Here is a 22,874-nt window from a genome sequence, read left to right on the forward strand (position 1 = left end):
CGACGCGCTCCCCGCACTCCCAGGCAGATGACCATGGAAATCCTCCCCATCCTCACCACGCTGTCGCGGCACAAGACCGCCGCCCTGCTGATCGTGCTGGAGATCGCGTTGAGCTGCGCCATCATCTGCAACGCGGGGTTCATCATCCGCAACCGCATCGCCGAGCTGCAGCTCAGCAGCGGCGTTGCCGATGACGAGCTGGTCTACCTGGCCACCAGCAGCCTGTTGCCGGACGTCAACATGGACGCACTGCGCAAGCAGGACCTCCAGGCGCTGGCCGCGATCCCCGGCGTGCAGGCGGTCAGCAGCGTCAACCAGATCCCCTATGGCGGCAACATCTGGTCCTCCGATGTGCGTCTGGAGGCAAGCCAGACCCGTCCCTCCGCGACCGCGGCCATCTACATGGACGATGGCCGCATGCAGCAGACCTTCGCGCTGCGGATCGCCCAGGGCCGCGGCTTCAACCCCGACGAATACATCGACAACAGCAGCTTCGATCCGAACCAGGTCGGCACCGGCATCCCCGCCGTCATCCTGGGCCGTTCGCTGGCGCAGACGCTGTTCCCGGGCCAGGACGCTGTTGGCAAGCAGCTGTACGTGTGGGGCGAGAAGCAGCCGCCGTCACCGGTGGTCGGCGTGATCGAGGACCTGCTCGCGCCGGGCGAGGCGGGTACCTTCGCCAACCGCTACCACTCCATGATGTTCCCGATCCGGGTCTCCAATGGTGCGTACGCGATCCGCACCACGCCGGACCAGCGCGAGGCGGTGCTGAAGGCCGCCATCGACGCGCTCCACGCCACCGACCCGAACCGCCTCATCGAACAGCAGGGCACGCTGGAACAGATGCGTGCCGACTTCCACCAGCGCGACCGCTCCGTGATCTGGCTGCTGCTGGCCGTCAGCGCCGCGCTGTTGGCGGTCACCGCGTTCGGCGTGCTCGGTCTGGCCAGCTTCTGGGTGCAGCAGCGCACCAAGCAGATCGGTATCCGGCGGGCGCTGGGGGCCACGCGCGGCAACATCCTGCGTTACTTCCAGGTGGAGAACTTCATGCTCAGCAGCGCCGGCATCGTGCTCGGCCTGCTGCTGGCCTATGGCCTGAACCTGCTGCTGATGCACTACTACGAGCTGCCGCGCCTGCCGCTAGCCTACCTGCCCGTCGCCGCGCTGCTGCTCTGGCTGCTTGGCCAGCTGGCGGTGCTCGGCCCGGCGCGCCGGGCGGCTTCCATCCCACCGGCCGTTGCCACGCGCAGCGCCTGAACCTGGCGAGGTATCGATGAAGACCCCCCTGCTCCCCCCCCTGCTCCCCCTGCTGCTCCCCCTGCTGCTCCCCCTGCTGCTCGCACTGGCCTGCTCGCCGGCGATGGCCGCCGGAGGAGACGACCTGGCCGCGACCATCACCGCGCTGGACCACGCTGTGTTCGACAGCTTCAACCACTGTTCGGACCCGGCGCAGCTGCGCCGCCACGCCAGCTACTTCGATGCGGCGGTGGAGTTCTACCACGACACCGGCGGCGTCACCTGGACGCGTGATGCCATGCTCGCCAACACCGCCAGGCATGCCTGCGGCCACTTCACCCGCGAACTGCTGCCGGGAACGCTGGAGGTCTTCCCGGTGAAGGACTTCGGCGCCATCGCGCGCGGCCAGCACCGCTTCTGCGACAGCGCCAGCGGCAAATGCGAAGGGCTGGCCGACTTCACCATCGTCTGGCGCCTGCGCGATGGGCAATGGCAGATCACGCGGGTGCTCAGCTATGGGCACCGCGCGATTGCCGCCGACAGCGCACGATGACGCCGCTCCGGCAGCGGGGCCGCCAGGCCTGCCGGCAACCGGCCCCGCTGCCAGCGCCACCGCTAGCGTGTAATGTGCTGGACCCGACGTCCTGTTGCCGCCTCCCTTCCGGTTTCCACGATTCCCATGCCGCAGATCCTGATCATCGACGACAACGCCGCCGTGGCCACCGCACTGGAGGTGCTGTTCTCCCTGCATGACATCGACACCCGCCACGCCAGCTCGCCCGAGCAGGGGCTGGCGATGCTGGCCGAGCAGGAGTTCGACCTGGTCCTGCAGGACATGAACTTCACCGCCGACACCACCTCCGGCGAGGAAGGCCAGGCGTTGTTCCGTGACATCCGCCAGGCCTATCCGGACCTGCCGGTGATCCTGCTCACCGCCTGGACCCACCTGGACAGCGCGGTGGAACTGGTCAAGGCCGGTGCCGCCGACTACCTGGCCAAGCCCTGGGACGATGGCCGCCTGCTGACCACGGTCAACAACCTGCTGGAGCTGGCCGAGACCCGCCGCGAGCTGGCTCGTCGCCGCCAGCGCGAGCTGGCCCAGCGCAAGAGCCTGAACGAGCGTTACGACCTGCGCGGCGTGGTGTTCGCCGACCCGGCCAGCGAGCGGGTGATCGCCCTGGCCTGCCAGGTCGCCCGCTCCGACCTGCCCGTGCTGATCACCGGCCCCAACGGCGCCGGCAAGGAGAAGATCGCCGAGATCATCCAGGCCAATTCGCCCAACCGCAAAGGCCCGTTCGTCGCCCTCAACTGCGGTGCCATCCCGGCCGAACTGATCGAGGCCGAACTGTTCGGCGCCGAGGCCGGTGCCTACACCGGCGCCAACAAGGCGCGCGAGGGCAAGTTCGAGGCCGCCGATGGCGGCACGCTGTTCCTGGACGAGATCGGCAACCTGTCGTTGACCGGGCAGATGAAGCTGCTGCGCGTGCTGGAAACCGGCCGCTTCGAGCGGCTGGGCTCCAACCGCGAGCGCCAGGTCAAGGTGCGCGTGGTCAGCGCCACCAATGCCGACCTGCCGGCGATGATCCGTGATGGCAGCTTCCGCGAAGACCTGTACTACCGGCTCAACACCGTCGAACTGGTGCTGCCGCCGCTGGGCGAACGCCGCGAGGACATCCTGCCGCTGGCGCGGTTCTTCCTCGGGCAGGACAACAAGCCGCTCTCGCCGCAGGCCGCGCAGGCGCTGCAGCGCCACACCTGGCCGGGCAACGTGCGCGAACTGCGCAACGTGATCCAGCGCGCCGCCCTGCTCGCGCAGGGGCCGCGCATCGAGGTGGCCGACCTCAACCTGCCGCGCGCACCCGCGCGCCCGACCGCCGCGCACGGCGCCGAGGAACCGGACCGCGAACGCATCATCGCCGCGCTGTCGCACGCCGGTGGCGTCATCGCCCAGGCCGCCGCCGAGCTGGGCATGAGCCGGCAGGCGCTGTACCGGCGCATGGACCGCCACGGCATCCCGCGCGAATGACACGGCCATGCTGAAGTCGCGCTCGTTCACCCTCACCCTGTTCCTGCGCCTGCTGCCGGTGCTGGCACTGGCCGCCGCGCTGCCGTGGCTGCTGGCCTACTGGATGGACCATGGCTGGTGGGTGGTGGCCACCTCCACGGTGATCCTGCTTTCCCTGATGTGGTGGGCGCTGCGCCGGGCCACCGCGCCGATCCGCTCGTTGCTGCGCGCCCTGTCCGGCACCACCAGCAGCTACCGCGACGGCGAGTACAACTTCGGCGTGCACTGGCGCGGCAAGGATGAGTTCGCCCAGCTGGTGCAGGCCCATGCCGAACTGGGCGAGGTACTGCGCGAACAGCGGCAATCGCTGGTGCAGCGCGAGCTGCTGCTGGACACCATGGTGCAGAACACGCCGGTGGCGATGCTGCTGTTGACCGACGGCGGCGACGGCATCCAGCGCGTGGCGTTCTCCAACATCGCCGCACGCAAACTGCTGCACGGTGGCTGGAAGCTGGAAGGCCAGCGCATGCCCGACCTGCTGGAGAACATGCCCACCGAGCTGCGCAACGCCATCTCGCGCGGCGGCGACAGCCTGTTCGCGGTCCGCGACCCGGAGGCCTTCGAGGGCGATGAGGACGACGAGCAGATCTACCACCTGTCGCGCCGCAACTTCCATCTCAATGGCCGCCCGCACGAACTGCTGCTGCTGCGCCTGCTCACCGCCGAACTGCGCCGCCAGGAAGTGCAGACCTGGAAGAAGGTGATCCGCGTCATCAGCCACGAGCTCAACAACTCGCTGGCACCCATCGCCTCGCTCGCCCATTCCGGCGCCGAACTGGTGCGACGCAACCGCACCGACCGGCTGGAGAACATCTTCGGCACCATCGAGGAACGCGCGCGCCACCTGGAGGGTTTCATCCGTGGCTACGCGCGTTTCGCCAAGCTGCCGCAACCGCAGTTGCAGACGGTCATCTGGGCCAACTTCCTGCACGGCCTGCAGCAGCAGATCCCGTTCCGCATGGACCCGGTGCCGGAGGACCTGAGCAGCCGCCTGGACCCGGCCCAGTTCGCCCAGGCGCTGCTGAACCTGCTCAAGAACGCGCACGAGGCCAGTGACGACAACGGCGCCGCCGGCGAGGGCGTGGAAGTGCGCCTGGCGCGCCTGCCACATTGGCTGCGCATCGAGATCCTGGACCGTGGCATCGGCATGAACGAAGCGGTGTTGCAGAACGCGCTGATGCCGTTCTACTCGACCAAGCGCAACGGCACCGGCCTGGGCCTGGCCCTGACCCGCGAGATCATCGAGGCCCACGCCGGCCGGATCTCGCTGCAGAACCGCACCGAGGGCGGCCTGTGCGTGACGGTGCTGCTGCCGCACGACTAGGCGACAGTCCCCTCGCTCACAGCGCCCGTTGCATCGCCACGCGCAACGCCATCGGGAAGCCCGCGGCGGCCTCCTCGGCCATCACCGCGTGCATCGCCGCGCTCCAGCTTTCGCGTGGCCACACGGCAAAGCCTTCGCTCGCATAGAAGCCGGCGTTCCACGGCACGTCACTCAGGGTGGTCAGCACCGCGCGCCGATGTCCGCGGCCGGCGCCCTGCGCCAGCGCATGCCGCAACAACGCCCGCCCGTGTCCCTGGCGGCCCTGCTGCGGCGACACATCCATCTGCAGCACGTGGAAATCCTCATCCAGCACGCCGGCCAACAGATAGCCGGCGATCCCGCCCTGCGTGCTTTCGGCAACCCACAACGAACGCGCGTGCAGGCCCTGGGCGAACGCCGCCACATCGGTCGGGCAGGCGGAAAACACCGCCCACGCCGGATGCCCGCGCAGGCGCTGCCCGGCCTGCTGCTCGATCAACGGCAGCAGCGCCAGCTCCTCCGGCCGCGCCAGGCGCGGCTCAGGACTTCTTGACGGGCCGTGTCCAGCCATCGATGGTCTGCTGCCGGGTGCGCGCCACGGTCAGCTTTCCTTCCGGCGCATCGCGGGTGATCACCGAGCCGGCACCGATGGTCGCGCCGTCGGCCAGGGTCACCGGCGCCACCAGCGAGCTGTTGGAGCCGACGAACACCTTGTCGCCGATGACGGTCTGGAACTTGTTCACGCCGTCGTAGTTGCAGGTGATGGTGCCGGCGCCGATGTTGGTGCCGCTGCCGATCACCGCATCGCCCAGGTAGGTCAGGTGGTTGGCCTTGCTGCCCTTGCCCAGCGTGGCCTTCTTGGTCTCCACGAAGTTGCCCACGTGCACGCCGTCGGCCAGCACCGTGCCCGGCCGCAGCCGCGCGAACGGGCCGATCTGCGCGGCGCCTTCGCTGACCACGCCTTCCAGGTCGCAGTGCGGGCGCACTTCGGTGCCGGCACCGAGCTTGACGTCCTTCAGCCGCACGAACGCGCCGATGCTCACCCCGTCACCCAGTTCAACCTCGCCTTCCAGCACCACGTTGGCATCGATCTGCACGTCGCGGCCGACCTTCACCGTGCCACGCTGGTCCAGGCGCGCCGGGTCGAGCAGGCGGGCACCCTGCTCGCACAATGCCCTGGCCGCGCGCAGCTGCCAGGCCCGCTCCAGCTGCGACAGCTGCCACGGATCATTCGCGCCCTCGGCCTCCTGCGCGTCGGCCACGTGCACCAGCCCGGCCGGCGTGTACTCCGACGCCGCCGAGGCGAACACGTCGGTCAGGTAGTACTCGCCCTGCGCGTTGGCGTTGGACAGCGCCGACAACCAGCGCCGCAGCGCGGTCGACTCGGCGGTGATGATGCCGGTGTTGATGGTGCGGATGCGCTTGTGCTCATCGTCGGCATCCTTCTGCTCGACGATCGCGGCCACCTTGCCCTCGGCATCGCGCACGATCCGCCCGTAGCCGGTCGGGTCATCCAGATCGGCGACCAGCACCGCCAGGCGCGGCGCATCGTCGATCAACGCCTGCAGGGTCTGCGCGCGGATCAGTGGCACGTCGCCATACAGCACCAGCACCTGCGCCATGTCCGGCACGTCGGGCATCGCCTGCTGGACCGCGTGGCCGGTGCCCAGCTGTTCCTTCTGCTCGGCCCAGACCAGGTCCGTCTGTCCGGCGAAGGCCGCGCGCACCGCTTCACCGCCATGGCCGTAGACCACGTGGATACCCGCCGGCTGCAGCTGCCGCGCCGCTTCGATCACATGCGCCAGCATCGGGCGCCCGGCGATGGGCTGCAGCACCTTGGGCAACACTGACTTCATGCGTTTGCCAGCGCCAGCGGCCAGGATGATCACATGTAGGGGATGACTCATCGGTTTTCCACCTGCCAATACAGGAATGCGTTCGTTGGCTGATAGCATAGGCGACCACCCCTATCTCCTGCAGAACCGAATGGAAGCGCCTCCTGCACGTCTGGCCCGGCCGCTTGTCTGGCTCGGACCGCTCGCCCTGCTCGTTGGCCTGGCAACACCGCAGTTATGGGCAACCCAACCCTTCGGCAGGGCCGGCGAATTGCTGGTGCTCGGCCTGCTGGTCACCGGCCTGTCTTGGCTTCCGGCCCGGCTGTGGCGTGGTGCGCAGGCAAGCTGGGCGCTGGCCCTGTGGAGCGTGCTGCTGTGCGTGCTCGCCGGCCCGCTGCCGGTGCTCGCCACCGCCTTGCTGGCCCTGGCTGCGATCGCCGCCGGCAGCCTGCTGCTCCCGCGTGGCCCGGTCGGCCTGCAGGCCGTGCTCGGCCTGCTGCTGATCGCAGGAACCCTCGGCTGGCTGCTCACGTTGCCCATTCACAACGGCTGGGGGTATCTGCTGGCCTGCGTGGCACTGCTGGCCATCCGCCGCACCCAGGTGACCGGCACGCTGCGTGAAGCAGCCAGCCACTGGCAATCGGCCGTTGCCGCGACGCCACGGCTGGCCACGTTCTGCGTGATCGTGATGGGCCTGGCTGCAGCCAGTTGCTGGCTGCCCACCCTGCAGTACGACGACCTGGCCTATCACCTGCGCCTGCCGTGGCAGCTGCAGCAACAGGGCTTCTATAGTCCGGCGCCCGAGCACCAGGTGTGGGCGTTCGCGCCCTGGGCCTCGGACGTGGTACAGGCCGTCACCCAACTGATCGCCCACCAGGAGGCGCGTGGGCCGGTCAACGCCCTGTGGCTGCTGTTGCTCGCCAGCGGGCTCTGGCAGCTGGCCGCGCGATTGGATGCACCCGTCGCCGGCCGCTGGCTGGCCGCGGCCGTGGCGCTGAGCCAGCCGCTGACCACGGCGCTGGCCGGTGGCATGCAGACCGAGTTGCCGATCGCCGCCGCGCTGGCTTGGCTGTTCGCGCTCGTCGCCGGCCCCCGTGACGGCAGTTTCCGCTTCTGGCTGGCACTGGCCGTGCTGTGCGGCGGCCTGGCGGCGATCAAGACCTCCGCCGCGGTGATGGCCGTGGTGCCGTTGCTCTGGGCCCTGATCCGCCATCCATGGCCATCGCTGCCACGCATCGGCGCGGTGTTCCTGCTGGGGCTGGCGGTCGCCGGTGCCAGCTACTTGCACGGCCAGGCCCTGGCCGGCAACCCGGTGCTGCCGCTGCTCAACGGCTGGTTCCAGTCGCCGTACTACGCGCCCACCAACTTCTTCGATGACCGCTGGCACAGCGGCTTCAGCCCGTCGCTGTTGTGGCAGATGAGCTTCCATACCGACCGTTTCCTCGAAGCGTCCGCCGGTGGCGGCAGCTTCGTGCTGGTCGCATTGCTCGGCCCCTGGCTGCTGACGCTGTTCAACCGCGGCACCCGTGCCGCCGCCATCGCCGCCACGCTGGTACTGCTGCTGCCGCTGCTGCCCCTGCAGTACATGCGCTATGCCTATCCCGGGTTGGCGGTGTTGGCCGCCGTGCTGGTCACCGCGATGTGCCGGGTGAACCTGCGCCATGCCACGTGGATCGCGATCGGGCTGTGCGTGCTGCAGTTGTGCTTCCAGGCAAATGCACATTGGACGCTGCGCTACGGCGCCATCAAGCAGACCCTCAAGGCCGCAGGGCGCGATGCGCCCTTGTTCGAACGCTTCGCCCCCGAGCGGAACCTTGCCCGGGCCATTCGCGATACCGGCGGTCCCCGCGGCAACGTGCTGGTGCTGGATCCCACCAAATCGTTCTTCGCCGAGTTCGGTACTCAAGGTCGCACCATCACTTGGTACTCCCTGCCCCTCTCGCAGGCTGCAGCTGCTGCCGCGCAGGATGACAGTGGCCAGGCCTGGCGTGCACTGATGCAGGATGAAGGCATCAGCGACGTGATCCTGCGTAGCGACACCGTCACACCCGCGCAGCGCGCTGCACTGCAACTGGCAGGCGCCACCCATCGCCGGACGGTGCGACAGGCCGAGTGGTGGTCGCTGCCGGCGAAAAACACGCCATGACCCTCGCCCGCCAAGGCTGGCTGTTCCTGCTGATGGGATTCCTGCAGTGGATCCTGGATTGGGCGGTCACCGTGGTCCTGAGCCACTTCGGGGTCCCCTTGGAGGTGGCCAACGTCTGCGGGCGCATCACCGGCGCCCTGCTCGGCTTCTGGTTGAACGGCACGATCACGTTCTCCACCAGCACGCCGCTGGGCCGCCGGCACCTGGTGCGCTTCATCATTGCCTGGATCGTGCTGACCATCATCAGCACCTGGGCCGTCGGCTTGGTCGGGCACAACGCCGGCCTGCAGTACGCATGGCTGGCCAAGCCGGTGGTCGAAGCGGTACTGGCCGTCGCCAGCTTCTTCATCTCCCGCTACTGGATCTACCGCTGACGCGCTGCGGCGGCTGATGGCACCGTCATTTCCCTGCCACCCTGCCGCACCGGTTCACGTCCACCACGGCACGGAGCCCTCACTCGCCGCTTATCCGCTCTTCGGGGGAGGTGGTGGTCGCTGCGTCAGAGGGGCTTTCCACGGAGCTGGCACGCTTCCTCCAGCCTTGCAGCCGCCCAAACAAAAACGCCGGCCCAGGGCCGGCGTTCTTGCATGCGCTGCGGGCAGCCTCAGTGCTTGAGGGTGCGACGCAGACGCTCCAGCGCCTGCAACTGCGCGGTGACTTCGGCCAGACGCTGCTGTGCTTCGGCCAGCTCCATGGCTTCGCCACGGTTGGCGAGCACGCGCTCGGCTTCTTCCTTGGCCTTGCGCACGGCAGCTTCGTCGATGTCGGTGGCGCGGATGGCGGTGTCGGCCAGCACGGTCACGACCTGCGGCTGGACTTCCAGGATCCCGCCGGAGATGGCGAAATCCAGGTGCTCGCCAGCTGCCGTGGTGACCACGACCTTGCCCGGCTTCAGGCGGGTGATCAGCGGTGCGTGCTTGGGCGCGATGCCCAGCTCGCCCAGCTCACCGGTGGCCACGACCAGGGTCGCTTCGCCACTGAAGATCTGCTGCTCGGCACTGACGATGTCGCAACGGATGGTGCTCATGGAAATCTCTTCGCCTGGTTGGGTGGGCCTGCGCCCACCGCAGGATGCCGCGAAGGCGGAGCGAACTCCGCCCTATGCGGGAATTAGGCCTTTTCAGCCATCTTCTTGGCCTTCTCGACCGCTTCGTCGATGCCGCCGACCATGTAGAACGCCTGCTCCGGCAGGTGGTCGTACTCACCGTCCACGATGGCCTTGAAGCCACGGATGGTGTCCTTCAGCGGCACGTACTTGCCCGGCGAGCCGGTGAACACTTCGGCCACGTGGAACGGCTGGCTGAAGAAGCGCTCGATCTTGCGGGCGCGGGTCACGGCCTGCTTGTCTTCCTCGGACAGTTCGTCCATGCCCAGGATGGCGATGATGTCCTTCAGTTCCTTGTACTTCTGCAGGGTCTGCTGGACGCGCTGGGCGGTTTCGTAGTGCTCGTTGCCGATGACCTGCGGGTCCATCTGGCGCGAGGTCGAGTCCAGCGGATCCACGGCCGGGTAGATACCCAGCGAGGCGATCGAACGCGACAGGGTCACCGTCGAATCCAAGTGGGCGAACGTAGTTGCCGGCGACGGGTCGGTCAAGTCATCGGCCGGCACGTAGACGGCCTGGATCGAGGTGATCGAGCCGGTCTTGGTCGAGGTGATGCGCTCCTGCAGGACGCCCATTTCCTCGGCCAGGGTCGGCTGGTAACCCACCGCCGACGGCATGCGGCCCAGCAGTGCCGACACTTCGGTACCGGCCAGCGTGTAGCGGTAGATGTTGTCGACGAACAGCAGCACGTCCTTGCCCTTGCCGTTGGCGTCCTTCTCGTCGCGGAAGTACTCGGCCATGGTCAGGCCGGTCAGGGCGACGCGCAGACGGTTGCCCGGCGGCTCGTTCATCTGGCCGTACACCATCGCGACCTTGTCCAGGACGTTGGAGTCCTTCATCTCGTGGTAGAAGTCGTTGCCCTCACGGGTACGCTCACCCACGCCGGCGAACACGGACAGGCCGCTGTGCGCCTTGGCGATGTTGTTGATCAGCTCCATCATGTTGACGGTCTTGCCGACGCCGGCGCCGCCGAACAGGCCAACCTTGCCGCCCTTGGCGAACGGGCACATCAGGTCGATCACCTTGATGCCGGTTTCCAGCAACTCGGTCGAGGAAGACTGGTCTTCGTACGACGGGGCGGCGCGGTGGATTTCCCAGTTGTCCGAAGCGGCAACCGGGCCGGCTTCGTCGATCGGGCGACCCAGCACGTCCATGATGCGGCCCAGGGTGCCGGCACCGACCGGCACCGAGATGGCGCGGTTGGTGTTGACGGTGACCAGGCCACGCTTCAGGCCATCGGTCGAACCGAGGGCGATGGTGCGGACGATGCCGTCACCCAGCTGCTGCTGGACTTCCAGCGTGATATCGGTGTTTTCCACCTTCAGCGCGTCGTACACCTTCGGTACGTCGCTGCGCGGGAATTCGACGTCGACGACCGCGCCGATGATCTGAACGATCTTGCCCTGACTCATTGCTGCATCCTCTAAATGTGTGCTTTGACTGTGCGCGTCAGACTGCTGCCGCGCCGCCGACGATTTCGGAGATTTCCTGGGTGATCGCTGCCTGGCGGGCCTTGTTGTAGACCAGCTGCAGGGTTCCGATCAGCTTGTTCGCGTTGTCGCTCGCCGCCTTCATCGCCACCATGCGTGCCGCATGCTCGGAAGCAACGTTCTCCAGCACGGCCTGGTACACCAGCGACTCGATGTAACGCGTGATCACGTGCTCGAGCACGGTCGCGGCATCGGGTTCGTACAGGTAGTCCCAGTCGTGCGAAGCCACCTGCGTTTCGCTGGCCGGCAACGGCAGCAGCTGGTCGAAGGAGGCCTTCTGCGTCATCGTGTTGATGAAACGGTTGTAGACCAGGTACACGCGGTCGACCTTGCCTTCGGTGAAGGCGTCGAGCATGACCTTGATCACGCCGATCAGCGTTTCCAGCTTCGGCTGGTCGCCGATGTGGGTGACGCTGCCGACCATGTTCACGTTGACGCGGCGGAAGAACACGCTGGCCTTCTGGCCGACGGTCACCATGTCGATCTCGGCGCCCTTTTCCTGCCAGCCGCGCATCTCGGCCACGGCCTTGCGGAACAGGTTGTTGTTCAGGCCGCCGGCCAGACCGCGATCGGAAGAGATCACGATGTAGCCCACGCGCTTGACGTTCTCGCGCTCAACCAGGAACGGGTGCTGGAAATCGGTGCTGGCCTGGGCCAGGTGGCCGATCACCTGCTTCATCGCCTGCGCGTACGGACGCGAGGTCTTCATCCGATCCTGCGCCTTGCGGATCTTGGAGGCCGAGACCATTTCGAGCGCGCGCGTCACCTTGCGGGTGTTCTGCACGCTCTTGATCTTGGTTTTGATTTCGCGTCCGCTTGCCATCTCTTATTCCCGTAGAGCGGGGCTGAGCCCCGCTTTATCAGTGTGAAGCGGAGCATGGCTCCGCTCTACATACGCAGTTACCAGGTGCCGGTGCTCTTGAAATCGGAGATGCCCTTCTTGAAGGCCGCCTCGATCTCATCGTTCCAGCCACCGGTGGCGTTGATCTTGGAGACCAGTTCGCCGGCGGTGTTGGCAAAGTGCGCGTGCAGGCCGGCTTCGAAGGCCAGCAGCTTGTTGACCGGCACGTCGTCGAGGTAACCCTCGTTGACGGCGTAGATCGACAGCGCCTGGTCGGCGATGGACATCGGCAGGTACTGCTTCTGCTTCATCAGCTCGGTGACGCGCTGGCCGCGCTCCAGCTGCTTGCGGGTCGTTTCGTCCAGGTCCGAGGCGAACTGCGCGAACGCCGCCAGCTCACGGTACTGGGCCAGCGAGATACGGATGCCGCCGGACAGCTTCTTGATGATCTTGGTCTGGGCCGAGCCACCCACGCGCGACACCGAGATACCGGCGTTGACGGCCGGACGGATACCGGCGTTGAACAGGTCGGTTTCCAGGAAGATCTGGCCGTCGGTGATCGAGATCACGTTGGTCGGAACGAAGGCGGACACGTCGCCGGCCTGGGTTTCGATGATCGGCAGCGCGGTCAGCGAACCGGTCTTGCCGGTGACCTTGCCTTCGGTGAACTTCTCCACGTACTCCTCCGACACGCGGGCTGCGCGCTCGAGCAGGCGGGAGTGCAGGTAGAACACGTCACCCGGGTAAGCTTCACGGCCCGGCGGGCGCTTGAGCAGCAGCGAGATCTGGCGGTAGGCAACGGCCTGCTTGGACAGGTCGTCGTACACGATCAGGGCGTCTTCGCCGCGGTCCATGAAGTACTCGCCCATGGTGCAGCCGGAGTAGGCGCTGATGTACTGCATCGCGGCCGATTCCGAAGCGGTGGCGGCCACGACCACGGTGTGGGCCAGCGCGCCGTTCTCTTCCAGCTTGCGCACGATGTTGGCCACGGTCGAGGCCTTCTGGCCGATCGCGACGTACACGCACTTGATGCCGGTGCCCTTCTGGTTGATCACCGCGTCGATGGCCATCGCGGTCTTGCCGGTCTGGCGGTCACCGATGATCAGCTCGCGCTGGCCACGGCCGATCGGGATCATCGAGTCGACCGACTTGTAGCCGGTCTGCACCGGCTGGTCGACCGACTTGCGCCAGATCACGCCGGGGGCAACACGCTCCACCGGGGCGGTCAGGTGGGTGCCCAGCGGGCCCTTGCCGTCGATCGGCTCGCCCAGCGCGTTGACCACACGGCCCAGCATTTCAGGACCCACCGGCACTTCCAGGATGCGACCGGTGGTCTTGGCCACGTCGCCTTCGCGCAGGTGCTCGTAGTCACCCAACACCACGGCGCCGACCGAGTCGCGCTCCAGGTTCAGCGCCAGTGCGTAGGTGTTGTTCGGCAGTTCGATCATTTCGCCCTGCATCACGTCAGCCAGGCCGTAGATGCGCACGATGCCGTCGGACACCGAGGTGACGGTGCCTTCGTTGCGCGATTCCGCGGACAGGGCGACCTTCTCGATGCGGTTCTTGATCAGTTCGCTGATTTCGGAGGGGTTGAGCGTGGTAGCCATCGTCAAGTCCTAGTGCCGGCAATCAAGCCGGACGTTAAATTGAATTCAGTGTGCGAGCGCGGTCTGCAGGCGGGACAGCTTGCCCTTGAGCGAACCATCGATGACCACATCGCCGGCATCGATCACGGCGCCGCCGATCAGCGAAGCGTCCACCGCGGTCGATACCTCGACGTCGCGGCCGAAGCGCCTGCGCAGCGCGGCCTTGATCTTTTCCAGCTCGTCAGCCGACAGCTCGGCCGCCGAGGTCACCGTGGCCTTGACCACGTTTTCGGCCTCGGCGCGCATCTGGTCGAACAGGCCGGCGATTTCCGGCAGCTGCTGCAGGCGGTGCGACTCGGCCAGCAGGTTCAGGAAGCGGCCGAAGGTTTCACCCGCCGCTTCCGGGGCCAGCAGGGCGACGGCGTCGCCGCGGCCCAGCTCCGGATTGGAGAGCAGGGCCGACACGCGCGGATCGGCGGCAACGCGGGCGGAGAACGCAAGCGCGTCCGACCACGGCGCGAACTTGCCTTCCTCGCGCGCAATCGCGAAAGCGGCGCGGGCGTACGGGCGGGCAAGCGTGAGGGCCTGGCTCATCTATCAGATCTCCGCGGCCAGCTCGTCGAGCAGCGCCTTGTGGGCGTTGGCATCGATTTCGCGCTTGAGCAGCTTTTCTGCGCCGGTCACGGCCAGGGCGGACACCTGCTTGCGCAGATCTTCGCGGGCACGGTTGGCGGCAGCGTCGATTTCGGCCTGGGCCAGTTCTTTCTGGCGGTTGGCTTCGGCGATGGCTTCGTTCTTGGCGGCTTCAACGATCTGGTTCGCCCGGGCGTGCGCCTGGTCGATGATCTCGTTGGCCTTGCCACGAGCTTCCTTCAGCGCCTCGTTGACCTTCACTTCGGCCTGGGCCAGGTCTTTCTGGCTGCGGTCGGCAGCAGCGAGGCCTTCAGCGATCTTCTGCTGGCGCTCTTCGATGGCCTTCAACAGCGGCGGCCAGATCTTGGTCGCGATGATCCAGATCAGCGCGGCAAAGGCCAGGGCCTGTGCAAAGAGGGTGAGATTGATATTCATGAATTAGCTCGATCGCTGGTGTCGGGGGTGGCTGCGCCGCCGTGGCGGCGCAACCGAACCTTCATCCGAAGCCCGGCGCCTTCAGCAGGCACCGGACTGTCTCACTGCAGCTGGATCAGCCTGCCAGCTTGGCGGCTTCGGCCAGCAGGGCAGCAGCCAGCGGGTTGGCGAAGGCCAGCAGCAGGCCAACGGCGACCGAGATGATGAATGCGGCGTCGATCAGGCCGGCGGTGATGAACATGCGGACCTGCAGGACCGGGATCAGTTCCGGCTGGCGAGCGGCCGACTCCAGGAACTTACCAGCCATGATGGCCAGACCCAGACCGGCGCCCAGCGCGGCCAGGCCGATCATGATGCCAACGGCAAGGGCGGTGGAGCTCTGAACTTGGGCGAGATTGGTCAGGACGGCGAAGTACATGGTTTTCTCCAGGAACTTAAGTAGCTAAGGGTGATGAAACGGATGAAGGTTGGAACTGGTTGAAGCTTGTAACTCAGTGGCTGTCTTCCGACAGGCTCAGGTACACGATCGACAGCATCATGAAGATGAAGGCCTGCAGCGGGATCACCAGCAGGTGGAACAGCATCCAGCCAAGGCCGAACACGCCACCGGCAACAGCACCGAACACACCGGCGCCGCCCAGCACCCAGATCAGCAGGAAGACGATTTCGCCGCCGAACATGTTGCCGAACAGTCGCATCGCCAGCGAAATCGGCTTGCTCAGCCACTCGACGATGTTGAGGATCAGGTTGAACGGCATCATCCACTTGCCGAACGGAGCGGTCAGGAACTCCTTGATGAAGCCGACCAGGCCCTTGGAGCTGAGCGAGAAGAAGACCATCAGGAAGAACACGCTGATCGACATGCCAAGGGTGGCATTGACGTCGGCGGTCGGGACCGGCTTCCACTCGGGAATGCCCATCCAATGCAGCGGCGTGGCGATGAAATCGGCCGGGATCATCTTGAGCAGGTTCATCAAGAGGATCCAGAAGAAGATGGTGATCGCGATCGGCGTCACCAGCTTGCTCTTGCCGTGGTAGGTGTCCTTGGCCTGGCGGTCAACGAACTCCAGGCAGATTTCAACAAAGGCCTGCCACTTGCCCGGCACGCCGGCCGTGGCCTTGCGGGTCGCCATCCAGAAGGCGAAGACCATCAGCAGGCCCATCAGCACCGCGGTGACGATCGTATCGACGTGGATGGTCCAGAACGCGCCGCCGTCCCCGACCTTGGCGGTCAGATTCTGCAGGTGATGCTGGATGTAGGTGGTAGGGGTAAGAGCCTCGCCCGCCATGAGTCCGGAACCTTTATAAATGGATCAACGCCTGGCCAGAGCCAGAACCTGGAACATCAGCGCCACTGGAATTGCGGCCAGCAGCGCCAAAGGAGGAAGCCGCCACCAGACAAACGCCAGCACCAGCACAACAACGATCAACACGATCTTCAGCGCGAACCCCAGGAACAGGCGGATCATTGCTGAACCGGCAGCCTGAACGCCGCCACCGAGCCCAACCCACGCCGCCAGAACGGTTCCCGCCACCACCGTCACGCCCGAGACGAGCGCGCCAAGTGCGTACTTCGGCCCCATGAACAGGAAGGCCAGAGCCAGGACCACCACTGCTGCCAGCGGATAGACCGCGGCGCGCAACATCAGTCGCCGACCCGCGTCAACGGAGTTCAGCACGTCAAAGTGTCCTGCACAGGTGAATAAAGGGAACCGAGCCGCGCGTGGGCGCCTCATCGAGCCGCGAAAGTATAACAGCGGGACATTTTGCGAGACAACCGCCATCAGCCTGCCCTTTTGACTATGCAAGTTGCCGCATTTGCTGGTTTTTTCCCCCGCCCACCGGGGCCGGGCGGGCGGGCGATATTGCGCTGCAGCAGTGGGAACTTCCTGTCAACCGGCCTGTCAGATTGTCCGTGTCCGTCGACATTACTCGTCGAATGCCCCGGCGGACCGGGTGAGGTGGTGCCGCCCGTCCCCTGCGGCACCACCTCACCGCACCTCTCGCCTGCTCCGTGATTTCCGCCCGCGCATGCACATCGCGTGCACGCTCCGGTCACGTCGATGGCACGTGCGATCACCGATAGTCCATTGCTTTCCCGCAACACGAGAAAGCACGCGATGCGCCAACTCAACCTCCTCCCCGTGATCGCCCCCTGCGCGCTGGCGCTGGGCCTGTTCCATGCATTGCCGGTGCACGCCGCCGAAGAGGACCCGCGCTTCACGCTGCGGCTGGGCGCGATGAACATCGACACCGACAACACCATCCGCGGCAGCACCGTGATCGGTGGCCAGCCGATCAACCTGTCCGAGGATTTCGGCATGGGCGGCAAGGAGTGGGAGCCGCGTGTGGATGGCCTGTTCCGCATCAGCGACCGCCAGCGCCTGATCTTCGACTACTTCAAGTACGACAAGGATCGCCGCCAGACGCTGGGCGAGACGGTGAGCTACGGCGACACCACGGTGCCGGCCGGCAGCTTCGTCAAGGGCGAGCTGAAGTACCAGGTGGCCACGCTGGTCTATGACTACTCGGTGGTGGACAGCGAGAAGTTCGACGTCGGCCTGCAGCTGGGCGCCGAGTACGCCAAGGTCAGCGCCGATGCCTATGCCGACCTGGGCGACCTCTACCAGGGCCGCTTCCTCAACGAGAAGACCGACGGCATCGCGCCGGTGGTCGGCGCGCGCCTGACGTTCACGCCCTCCGAGCACTGGCTGATCAACCTGCAGGGCCAGTACCTCAACACGCGCTGGGGCAACTTCGACGATTACAAGGGCGACCTCAGCCGCGCCAATGCCATCGTGCAGTACAACTTCAACCAGAACTTCGGCATCTTCGCCGGCTACGACTGGTTCAAGCTGGATGCCGACAAGCGCGGCAGCGACGGCGTGATCGGACTGAAGCAGGAGTTCAAGGGCCCGCTGGCAGGCGTGAGCCTGTCGTTCTGATCGACGGCGTACGTGCCAGGCGTTGCCTGGCACGTCACGCTGTGTGGTGGTGCCCAGCCCTGCCCGGCACGCGGCCTCGGCAGGAAAGCCCCTGCGGAGCTACCGGCCGCACTGTTTACAGCAGCTTGCCGTCCGCATCGGTGGCCGGTGCCGGGAACATCTCCACGGCGACGCAGAGGTAATCGGCCAGCGGCATCAGGCCCAGCGCGGCACGACGCGCATCAACCTGTTCGGGCGCCTCCATCGGCTTGGGTTGCCACCTGCTGCTGATCGCCGCCAGCTGGCTGCCATAGCGCTGCGGCTTGCCGGTGTTGACCAGCACGCGATCAACCAGCAACGCGTACTCACGCGCGGAGACTTCACCACTGTCCACCTTCGGCGCCAGGCCCTCCAGCACCTGCTGCTGGAAGGCCGCATCGGTGTCGGCATGCTGCACCAGCAACCATGCTGCGGCCATGCCATCGGCGCCCACTTCACGCACGCCCGGCAGGCCGTGATGGTCGGCGACGATCCGCTTGATCCTCGGCAGGTTGGCCGCGTCCACCGCCAGCATCTTCGTGATCATCTCCTGCGACCAGTCGCCGTCACGCGCATCCTGGTCGACGCGTGCCATTTCCAGCAGCTGCTCGCGCAGCTGTGGCGCACTGGGCGTGATGCCGGCCCATCGGCGCGCGTCCTCGGCCTTGCGTGCTTCCTCGGCCTTGGCGAAAACCGCCGCTCCGGGGCACTTCAGCAATGCCGCCGCCAGCTCCGGGTCTTCTTCCTCGGCGCAGGCGTTGCCTGCGCATGCCAATACCGCCATCACCGCGACCGCTCGCAACATTCCCATTCTCCCTGCGACATCCGGAAACAACGACGCCCCGGTGAAGGGGCGTCGTGACGATCACTTCGTATGCAGCTTACTTCTTCTTCGGGAGGTACAGGTCGGTGATGGTGCCGTCGTAGATCTCCGAGGCCATCGCCACCGACTCACTCAGGGTCGGGTGGGCGTGGATGGTGTGGCCGATGTCCTCGGCCTCGGCACCCATCTCGATGGCCAGACCGATCTCGGCCAGCAGCTCACCGGCGTGCACGCCGACGATGGCGCCACCGATGACGCGATGGGTTTCCTCATCGAAGATCAGCTTGGTGAAGCCTTCGGTACGCGCGATGCCGATGGCGCGACCGCTGGCCGCCCACGGGAACTTGGCCACGCCGACCTTCAGGCCCTTGGCCTTGGCCTCGGTCTCGGTGACACCCACCCACGCGATCTCCGGGTTGGTGTAGGCCACCGACGGGATCACCCGCGCCACCCACTCCTTCTTCTCGCCGAAGGCCACTTCGGCCGCCAGCTTGCCTTCGTGCGTGGCCTTGTGGGCCAGCATCGGGTTACCGACGATGTCGCCGATGGCGAAGATGTGCGGCACGTTGGTGCGCATCTGCCGATCGACCGGGATGAAGCCGCGGTCGGTGACTTCGACGCCCGCCTTGTCGGCATCGATCTTCCTGCCGTTGGCCGAGCGGCCGACGGCCACCAGCACGCGATCGAAGGTGCCGCTTTCCATCGCCGGCTTCTCGCCCTCGGTGGCGGCCTCGAAGGAAACGGTGATGCCCTTCTTGTCGGCGGTCACGCCCGAGGCCTTGGTCTTGAGGTGGACCTCGATGCCCTGCTTCTTCAGGCGGTCGGCCAGCGGCTTGACCAGGTCCTTGTCGGCGCCCGGCATCAGCTGGTCCATGAACTCGACCACGGTGACCTTGGCACCCAGCGCGCTGTACACGGTGGCCATTTCCAGGCCGATGATGCCGCCGCCCACGACCAGCAGCGAACCCGGCACTTCGGCCAGTTCCAGCGCGTCGGTGGAATCCATCACGCGCTTGTCGTCCCACGGGAAGTTCGGCAGCTTCACTGCCTGCGAACCGGCGGCGATGATGCACTGCTCGAACCGCAGCAGCTGGGTCTTGCCGTCGTCGGCGGTGATTTCCAGCTCGTTGGCCGAGACGAACCTGGCCACGCCCTGCACGGTACGAATCTTGCGCTGCTTGGCCATGCCGGCCAGGCCCTTGGTCAGCTGGCCGACCACCTTTTCCTTGTAGCTGCGCAGCTTGTCCAGGCTGATCTTCGGCGCGCCGTACGTGATGCCCAGTTCATCGGCATGCGCGGCATGGTCGATGATCTCGGCCGCATGCAGCAGGGCCTTGGACGGGATGCAGCCGACGTTGAGGCAGACACCACCGAGGCTGGCGTAGCGCTCGACCAGCACGGTGTCCATGCCTAGGTCGGCGGCGCGGAACGCGGCGGTATAGCCGCCCGGGCCGGCGCCCAGCACCACGATGCGGCACTCGATGTCGGCGGTGCGGCCGGTCGATGGCAGTGCCTTGGCGGCCACGGCCGGGTCCGGTGCGCGGTGCGACGGGGTCACCGGCGGCTTGCTGCCCGGGGCGGCCTTGGCCGCTGCGGGTGCGGCACCGGCAGCCTCCAGCACCACCACCACGTCACCCTGCGAGAGCTTGTCGTCGAGCTTGACCTTGATTTCCTTGACCACGCCGTCGGCAGTGGACGGCACTTCCAGCGTGGCCTTGTCCGATTCCAGCGTCACCAGGCCCTGGTCCTTCTTCACCGTGTCGCCCACGGCCACCAGGATCTCGATCACCGGCACATTGTCGTAATCACCGATGTCCGGAACCTTGACCTCGACCGGGCCGGTCGCGGCGGGGGCGCTGACGGCAGCCGGCGCGGCGGCGGCCGGCTGCGCTGCAGGCACCGGGGTTGCCGCCGGAACCGGAGCCGCGGCGGCCGGCGCCGGGGCGGCGCCTGCGCCTTCGGCTTCCAGCACCACCACCACGTCGCCCTGCGACAGCTTGTCGTCGAGCTTGACCTTGATCTCCTTGACCACGCCTGCGGCCGTGGACGGCACTTCCAGCGTGGCCTTGTCCGATTCCAGCGTCACCAGGCCCTGGTCCTTCTTCACCGTGTCGCCCACGGCCACCAGGATCTCGATCACCGGCACCTTGTCGTAATCACCGATGTCCGGAACCTTGATTTCAATCGTCGCCATTGTCTTCTCCTGTGGGCTCAGCCGGCGTCTTCGCCGTAGAACCGGTCATGCATCTTGTCGAGCGCGCGTTCGATGCCCTCGTAGCGCTTCTCGTATTTTTTGTCCTTGCTGTGCGCCAGCTCGACCAGCAGCGCAGCCTGCTCCAGCAGCTCCGCCAGTTGGCCGCAACCGGGCCGCAACCCGCTGTAACGCTCGCCGTTGATGGTGAAGGACACCACCTCGCCATCGGTCACCGGTGCACGCGCAGCCACTTCGGGCGTGGCCAGGGCACTGGCCCATGCCGCCACCAGGCGCTGGGCCAGTGCATCGGGCAGGGGCGCCTGGGCGAACTCCGGCGACTGGTCCAGGCGCAGGTTCACCCCGCCACGACTGGCGCCGCCGTCCCAGTTGTAGATGCGCTTGTCGGCCTGGCCGGCCAGCACCTGCCACTGGCTGCTGCCGGCGTCGCGCCGCAGCAGCACCTGGGTCTCCACGCCCCGCGCCGGCAACACCAGCAGCGACAGGCCATCTTCGGCCTGGCCACCCAGCAGCTGCGCGGCAGCCTGGCCGTAGTTGCCCACCGCCGGCGGCCAGCCTTCGCCGACCACCGCTTCGCACTGGCGAGCGGCCAGGGCCGGCGAGGATGCCAGCCCCAGCAACGCGATCAACAGCGCCCGCTTGAGCGCGGCCGATGTCACAGCAGCACGCGCCGCATGTCGGCCAGCACCTGCGACAGGTACGTGGTGAAGCGTGCGGCCAGCGCGCCGTCGATGACGCGGTGGTCGTAGCTCAGCGACAGCGGCAGCAGCAGCTTGGGGGCGAATTCCTTGCCGTTCCAGACCGGCTGGATCGAGGACTTGGACACGCCCAGGATGGCCACTTCCGGTGCATTGACGATCGGGGTGAAGGCGGTGCCGCCGATGCCGCCCAACGAGCTGATCGAGAAGCAGCCGCCGCTCATGTCGGCCGGGCCGAGCTTGCCGTCGCGCGCCTTCTTCGCCAGCTCACCGGTTTCCTGCGCGATCTGCACCACACCCTTCTTGTCCACGTCGCGGATCACCGGCACGACCAGCCCGTTCGGCGTGTCGGCGGCGAAGCCGATGTGGAAGTACTTCTTCAGGGTGAGGTTCTCGCCGCTGGCATCGAGCGAGGCGTTGAACTCGGGGAACTTCTTCAGCGCCGCGGCGCTGGCCTTGATCAGGAAGGCGAGCATGGTCAGCTTGATGCCGGCCTTCTCGTTTTCCTTGTTCAGCGCCACGCGCAGGGCTTCCAGCTCGGTGATGTCGGCCTGGTCGAACTGGGTGACGTGCGGGATCATCGCCCAGTTGCGGGCCAGGTTGGCGCCGGAGATCTTCTTGATGCGCGACAGCGGCTGCACCTCGGTCTCGCCGAACTTGCTGAAGTCCACCTTCGGCCACGGCAGCAGGTTCAGGCCACCGCCGGCGGGGGCCGGTGCGGCACCGGCCACGGCCACGCCACCGCTCAGGGCGCCCTTGACGAACTTCTGCACGTCGGCCTTGGTGATGCGGCCGCCCTTCTCGCTGCCCCCCACCTGGGCCAGGTCCACGCCCAGCTCACGGGCGAACACGCGCACCGCCGGGCTGGCATACGGCACCTTGGACGGCAACACGCCTTCGGCGTTGAACTGCACCGGCGGGGTCGCCGGGGTGCCGGCCGGCAGCGCGTCTTCCTGCTGGATCTCGCGCTGGGCCAGCTTGTCGGCCACCGGGGCAACAGCCACCGGCTCGACCTTGGCACCGGTCTCGGCGGTCGGCTCGACCTTGGCCGGCGCGGCCGGGGCAGCTGCGGCGGCCGGCTTGGCGGCGCTCTCCTCGGCCACTTCGATCACGGCCACGACCTTGCCCTCGGACAGGGTGTCACCCACCTTGACCTTGAGTTCCTTGACCACGCCGGCATAGGCGGACGGCACTTCCATCGTGGCCTTGTCCGATTCCAGCGTGACCAGGCCCTGGTCCTTCTTCACCGTGTCGCCGACGGCAACCAGGATCTCGATCACCGGAATGTCGCTGTAGTCACCGATATCGGGGACAAGTGCTTCCTTGATTTCGGCCATGAATAACTCCAGCAACAGTGAGGGAATCTCCTATTGTGGCGTCCCCGGGCCGCAGCGCCAACCGCCTCCACTGAATTCGCCTACGTATGTCCCTGGACAGCCACGCCCCAAGCCCGGCCGGGCGCGACGGTTGTCCCAGCCAGGCCATCAATACTGACCCGAACGG

Annotated in this window: 22 protein-coding genes; 7 read left to right on the forward strand and 15 right to left on the reverse strand. The window is 66.8% G+C overall.

Translation table 11 applies throughout. The features are described 5' to 3' along the window. Nucleotides 1–33: 33 nt before the first annotated feature. From ATCM_RS17550 to ATCM_RS17565, 4 genes are all read left to right on the forward strand, one after another. Nucleotides 34–1,257: an FtsX-like permease family protein gene (locus ATCM_RS17550; protein WP_132865760.1), complete on the forward strand. Its 1,224-nt coding sequence runs from the start codon at nucleotides 34–36 to the stop codon at nucleotides 1,255–1,257. A gap of 16 nt (nucleotides 1,258–1,273) precedes the next feature. Further along, nucleotides 1,274–1,789 carry a nuclear transport factor 2 family protein gene (locus ATCM_RS17555; protein ID WP_132865761.1) on the forward strand — a complete coding sequence of 172 codons (516 nt, stop codon included), beginning with the start codon at nucleotides 1,274–1,276 and terminating at the stop codon, nucleotides 1,787–1,789. A 126-nt stretch (nucleotides 1,790–1,915) separates the two neighbouring features. Then, nucleotides 1,916–3,262 (forward strand): sigma-54 dependent transcriptional regulator, encoded by a 1,347-nt coding sequence (locus tag ATCM_RS17560; protein WP_132865762.1) that lies wholly within the window; start codon nucleotides 1,916–1,918, stop codon nucleotides 3,260–3,262. A 10-nt stretch (nucleotides 3,263–3,272) separates the two neighbouring features. Then, nucleotides 3,273–4,625 carry an ATP-binding protein gene (locus ATCM_RS17565; protein ID WP_207911862.1) on the forward strand — a complete coding sequence of 451 codons (1,353 nt, stop codon included), beginning with the start codon at nucleotides 3,273–3,275 and terminating at the stop codon, nucleotides 4,623–4,625. A 16-nt stretch (nucleotides 4,626–4,641) separates the two neighbouring features. On the opposite strand, the gene ATCM_RS17570 is transcribed toward ATCM_RS17565, so the two are convergent. Both ATCM_RS17570 and glmU read right to left on the reverse strand, forming a co-directional pair. Then, nucleotides 4,642–5,175 (reverse strand): GNAT family N-acetyltransferase, encoded by a 534-nt coding sequence (locus ATCM_RS17570; RefSeq protein WP_132865764.1) that lies wholly within the window; start codon nucleotides 5,173–5,175, stop codon nucleotides 4,642–4,644. Continuing rightward, on the reverse strand, nucleotides 5,144–6,511 hold the full coding sequence (gene glmU, locus ATCM_RS17575; protein ID WP_132865765.1) for a bifunctional UDP-N-acetylglucosamine diphosphorylase/glucosamine-1-phosphate N-acetyltransferase GlmU: 1,368 nt from the start codon (nucleotides 6,509–6,511) through the stop codon (nucleotides 5,144–5,146). The genes ATCM_RS17570 and glmU overlap by 32 nt, the downstream gene beginning before the upstream one ends. A gap of 205 nt (nucleotides 6,512–6,716) precedes the next feature. Here glmU and ATCM_RS17580 point away from each other — a divergent pair, with 205 nt between their 5' ends. Continuing rightward, nucleotides 6,717–8,585, forward strand: coding sequence for a hypothetical protein (locus ATCM_RS17580; protein ID WP_132865766.1), 1,869 nt, complete (start codon nucleotides 6,717–6,719; stop codon nucleotides 8,583–8,585). Next, the gene (locus tag ATCM_RS17585) at nucleotides 8,582–8,959 is read left to right on the forward strand and encodes a GtrA family protein (RefSeq protein WP_132865767.1); all 378 of its coding nucleotides are present in this window, start codon (nucleotides 8,582–8,584) and stop codon (nucleotides 8,957–8,959) included. Before ATCM_RS17580 ends, ATCM_RS17585 begins: the two co-directional genes overlap by 4 nt. Nucleotides 8,960–9,189: 230 nt before the next feature. Here the strand turns inward: ATCM_RS17585 and ATCM_RS17590 are convergent, their stop codons facing one another. From ATCM_RS17590 to ATCM_RS17630, 9 genes are all read right to left on the reverse strand, one after another. Beyond that, entirely contained in the window at nucleotides 9,190–9,612 is a 423-nt protein-coding gene (locus ATCM_RS17590; RefSeq protein WP_132865768.1) for a F0F1 ATP synthase subunit epsilon, read from the reverse strand. A gap of 83 nt (nucleotides 9,613–9,695) precedes the next feature. After that, a complete protein-coding gene (atpD, locus tag ATCM_RS17595; protein WP_132865769.1) occupies nucleotides 9,696–11,102 on the reverse strand; it encodes a F0F1 ATP synthase subunit beta in 1,407 nt (468 codons plus the stop codon). A 37-nt stretch (nucleotides 11,103–11,139) separates the two neighbouring features. Beyond that, nucleotides 11,140–12,003 (reverse strand): F0F1 ATP synthase subunit gamma, encoded by an 864-nt coding sequence (atpG, locus tag ATCM_RS17600; RefSeq protein WP_132865770.1) that lies wholly within the window; start codon nucleotides 12,001–12,003, stop codon nucleotides 11,140–11,142. Nucleotides 12,004–12,080: 77 nt separating this feature from the next. Next, entirely contained in the window at nucleotides 12,081–13,628 is a 1,548-nt protein-coding gene (atpA, locus tag ATCM_RS17605) for a F0F1 ATP synthase subunit alpha (protein WP_132865771.1), read from the reverse strand. 45 nt (nucleotides 13,629–13,673) lie between these two features. Next, nucleotides 13,674–14,201: a F0F1 ATP synthase subunit delta gene (locus ATCM_RS17610; RefSeq protein WP_132865772.1), complete on the reverse strand. Its 528-nt coding sequence runs from the start codon at nucleotides 14,199–14,201 to the stop codon at nucleotides 13,674–13,676. Between the two features lie 3 nt (nucleotides 14,202–14,204). Beyond that, on the reverse strand, nucleotides 14,205–14,675 hold the full coding sequence (locus ATCM_RS17615) for a F0F1 ATP synthase subunit B (RefSeq protein ID WP_132865773.1): 471 nt from the start codon (nucleotides 14,673–14,675) through the stop codon (nucleotides 14,205–14,207). Nucleotides 14,676–14,790: 115 nt separating this feature from the next. Then, entirely contained in the window at nucleotides 14,791–15,093 is a 303-nt protein-coding gene (atpE, locus tag ATCM_RS17620) for a F0F1 ATP synthase subunit C (protein WP_054661978.1), read from the reverse strand. A 73-nt stretch (nucleotides 15,094–15,166) separates the two neighbouring features. Further along, a complete protein-coding gene (gene atpB / locus ATCM_RS17625) occupies nucleotides 15,167–15,964 on the reverse strand; it encodes a F0F1 ATP synthase subunit A (RefSeq protein WP_132865774.1) in 798 nt (265 codons plus the stop codon). Nucleotides 15,965–15,988: 24 nt separating this feature from the next. Further along, nucleotides 15,989–16,354 carry an ATP synthase subunit I gene (locus ATCM_RS17630; protein ID WP_192287756.1) on the reverse strand — a complete coding sequence of 122 codons (366 nt, stop codon included), beginning with the start codon at nucleotides 16,352–16,354 and terminating at the stop codon, nucleotides 15,989–15,991. A gap of 441 nt (nucleotides 16,355–16,795) precedes the next feature. Between ATCM_RS17630 and ATCM_RS17635 the strand changes: the two genes are divergently transcribed. Next, nucleotides 16,796–17,620, forward strand: a complete 825-nt coding sequence (locus ATCM_RS17635; protein WP_132865775.1) for a hypothetical protein — start codon at nucleotides 16,796–16,798, stop codon at nucleotides 17,618–17,620. Between the two features lie 115 nt (nucleotides 17,621–17,735). Here the strand turns inward: ATCM_RS17635 and ATCM_RS17640 are convergent, their stop codons facing one another. The 4 genes from ATCM_RS17640 to aceF form a co-directional block, all read right to left on the reverse strand. After that, nucleotides 17,736–18,443, reverse strand: a complete 708-nt coding sequence (locus tag ATCM_RS17640) for a DUF6624 domain-containing protein (protein ID WP_132865776.1) — start codon at nucleotides 18,441–18,443, stop codon at nucleotides 17,736–17,738. A 76-nt stretch (nucleotides 18,444–18,519) separates the two neighbouring features. Then, nucleotides 18,520–20,655, reverse strand: coding sequence for a dihydrolipoyl dehydrogenase (gene lpdA, locus ATCM_RS17645; protein ID WP_132865777.1), 2,136 nt, complete (start codon nucleotides 20,653–20,655; stop codon nucleotides 18,520–18,522). A gap of 17 nt (nucleotides 20,656–20,672) precedes the next feature. Further along, complete coding sequence (locus tag ATCM_RS17650; protein WP_132865778.1) at nucleotides 20,673–21,332, reverse strand: hypothetical protein; 660 nt, start codon at nucleotides 21,330–21,332, stop codon at nucleotides 20,673–20,675. Then, nucleotides 21,329–22,708, reverse strand: coding sequence for a dihydrolipoyllysine-residue acetyltransferase (aceF, locus tag ATCM_RS17655; RefSeq protein WP_132865779.1), 1,380 nt, complete (start codon nucleotides 22,706–22,708; stop codon nucleotides 21,329–21,331). Before aceF ends, ATCM_RS17650 begins: the two co-directional genes overlap by 4 nt. Between the last annotated feature and the right edge of the window lie 166 nt (nucleotides 22,709–22,874).

Source organism: Stenotrophomonas sp. ATCM1_4, assembly GCF_004348115.1.
Lineage (GTDB): Bacteria > Pseudomonadota > Gammaproteobacteria > Xanthomonadales > Xanthomonadaceae > Stenotrophomonas > Stenotrophomonas capsici.

What these genes read in the sequence shown, in the direction of transcription:
- ATCM_RS17550 (WP_132865760.1), top strand. Translation starts at nt 34, where the DNA reads ATGGAAATCCTCCCCATCCTCACCACGCTGTCGCGGCACAAGACCGCC.
- ATCM_RS17555 (WP_132865761.1), top strand. Translation starts at nt 1,274, where the DNA reads ATGAAGACCCCCCTGCTCCCCCCCCTGCTCCCCCTGCTGCTCCCCCTG.
- ATCM_RS17560 (WP_132865762.1), top strand. Translation starts at nt 1,916, where the DNA reads ATGCCGCAGATCCTGATCATCGACGACAACGCCGCCGTGGCCACCGCA.
- ATCM_RS17570 (WP_132865764.1), bottom strand. Translation starts at nt 5,175, where the DNA reads ATGGCTGGACACGGCCCGTCAAGAAGTCCTGAGCCGCGCCTGGCGCGG.
- glmU (WP_132865765.1), bottom strand. Translation starts at nt 6,511, where the DNA reads ATGAGTCATCCCCTACATGTGATCATCCTGGCCGCTGGCGCTGGCAAA.
- ATCM_RS17585 (WP_132865767.1), top strand. Translation starts at nt 8,582, where the DNA reads ATGACCCTCGCCCGCCAAGGCTGGCTGTTCCTGCTGATGGGATTCCTG.
- ATCM_RS17590 (WP_132865768.1), bottom strand. Translation starts at nt 9,612, where the DNA reads ATGAGCACCATCCGTTGCGACATCGTCAGTGCCGAGCAGCAGATCTTC.
- atpD (WP_132865769.1), bottom strand. Translation starts at nt 11,102, where the DNA reads ATGAGTCAGGGCAAGATCGTTCAGATCATCGGCGCGGTCGTCGACGTC.
- atpG (WP_132865770.1), bottom strand. Translation starts at nt 12,003, where the DNA reads ATGGCAAGCGGACGCGAAATCAAAACCAAGATCAAGAGCGTGCAGAAC.
- atpA (WP_132865771.1), bottom strand. Translation starts at nt 13,628, where the DNA reads ATGGCTACCACGCTCAACCCCTCCGAAATCAGCGAACTGATCAAGAAC.
- ATCM_RS17610 (WP_132865772.1), bottom strand. Translation starts at nt 14,201, where the DNA reads ATGAGCCAGGCCCTCACGCTTGCCCGCCCGTACGCCCGCGCCGCTTTC.
- ATCM_RS17615 (WP_132865773.1), bottom strand. Translation starts at nt 14,675, where the DNA reads ATGAATATCAATCTCACCCTCTTTGCACAGGCCCTGGCCTTTGCCGCG.
- atpE (WP_054661978.1), bottom strand. Translation starts at nt 15,093, where the DNA reads ATGTACTTCGCCGTCCTGACCAATCTCGCCCAAGTTCAGAGCTCCACC.
- atpB (WP_132865774.1), bottom strand. Translation starts at nt 15,964, where the DNA reads ATGGCGGGCGAGGCTCTTACCCCTACCACCTACATCCAGCATCACCTG.
- ATCM_RS17635 (WP_132865775.1), top strand. Translation starts at nt 16,796, where the DNA reads ATGCGCCAACTCAACCTCCTCCCCGTGATCGCCCCCTGCGCGCTGGCG.
- ATCM_RS17640 (WP_132865776.1), bottom strand. Translation starts at nt 18,443, where the DNA reads ATGTTGCGAGCGGTCGCGGTGATGGCGGTATTGGCATGCGCAGGCAAC.
- lpdA (WP_132865777.1), bottom strand. Translation starts at nt 20,655, where the DNA reads ATGGCGACGATTGAAATCAAGGTTCCGGACATCGGTGATTACGACAAG.
- aceF (WP_132865779.1), bottom strand. Translation starts at nt 22,708, where the DNA reads ATGGCCGAAATCAAGGAAGCACTTGTCCCCGATATCGGTGACTACAGC.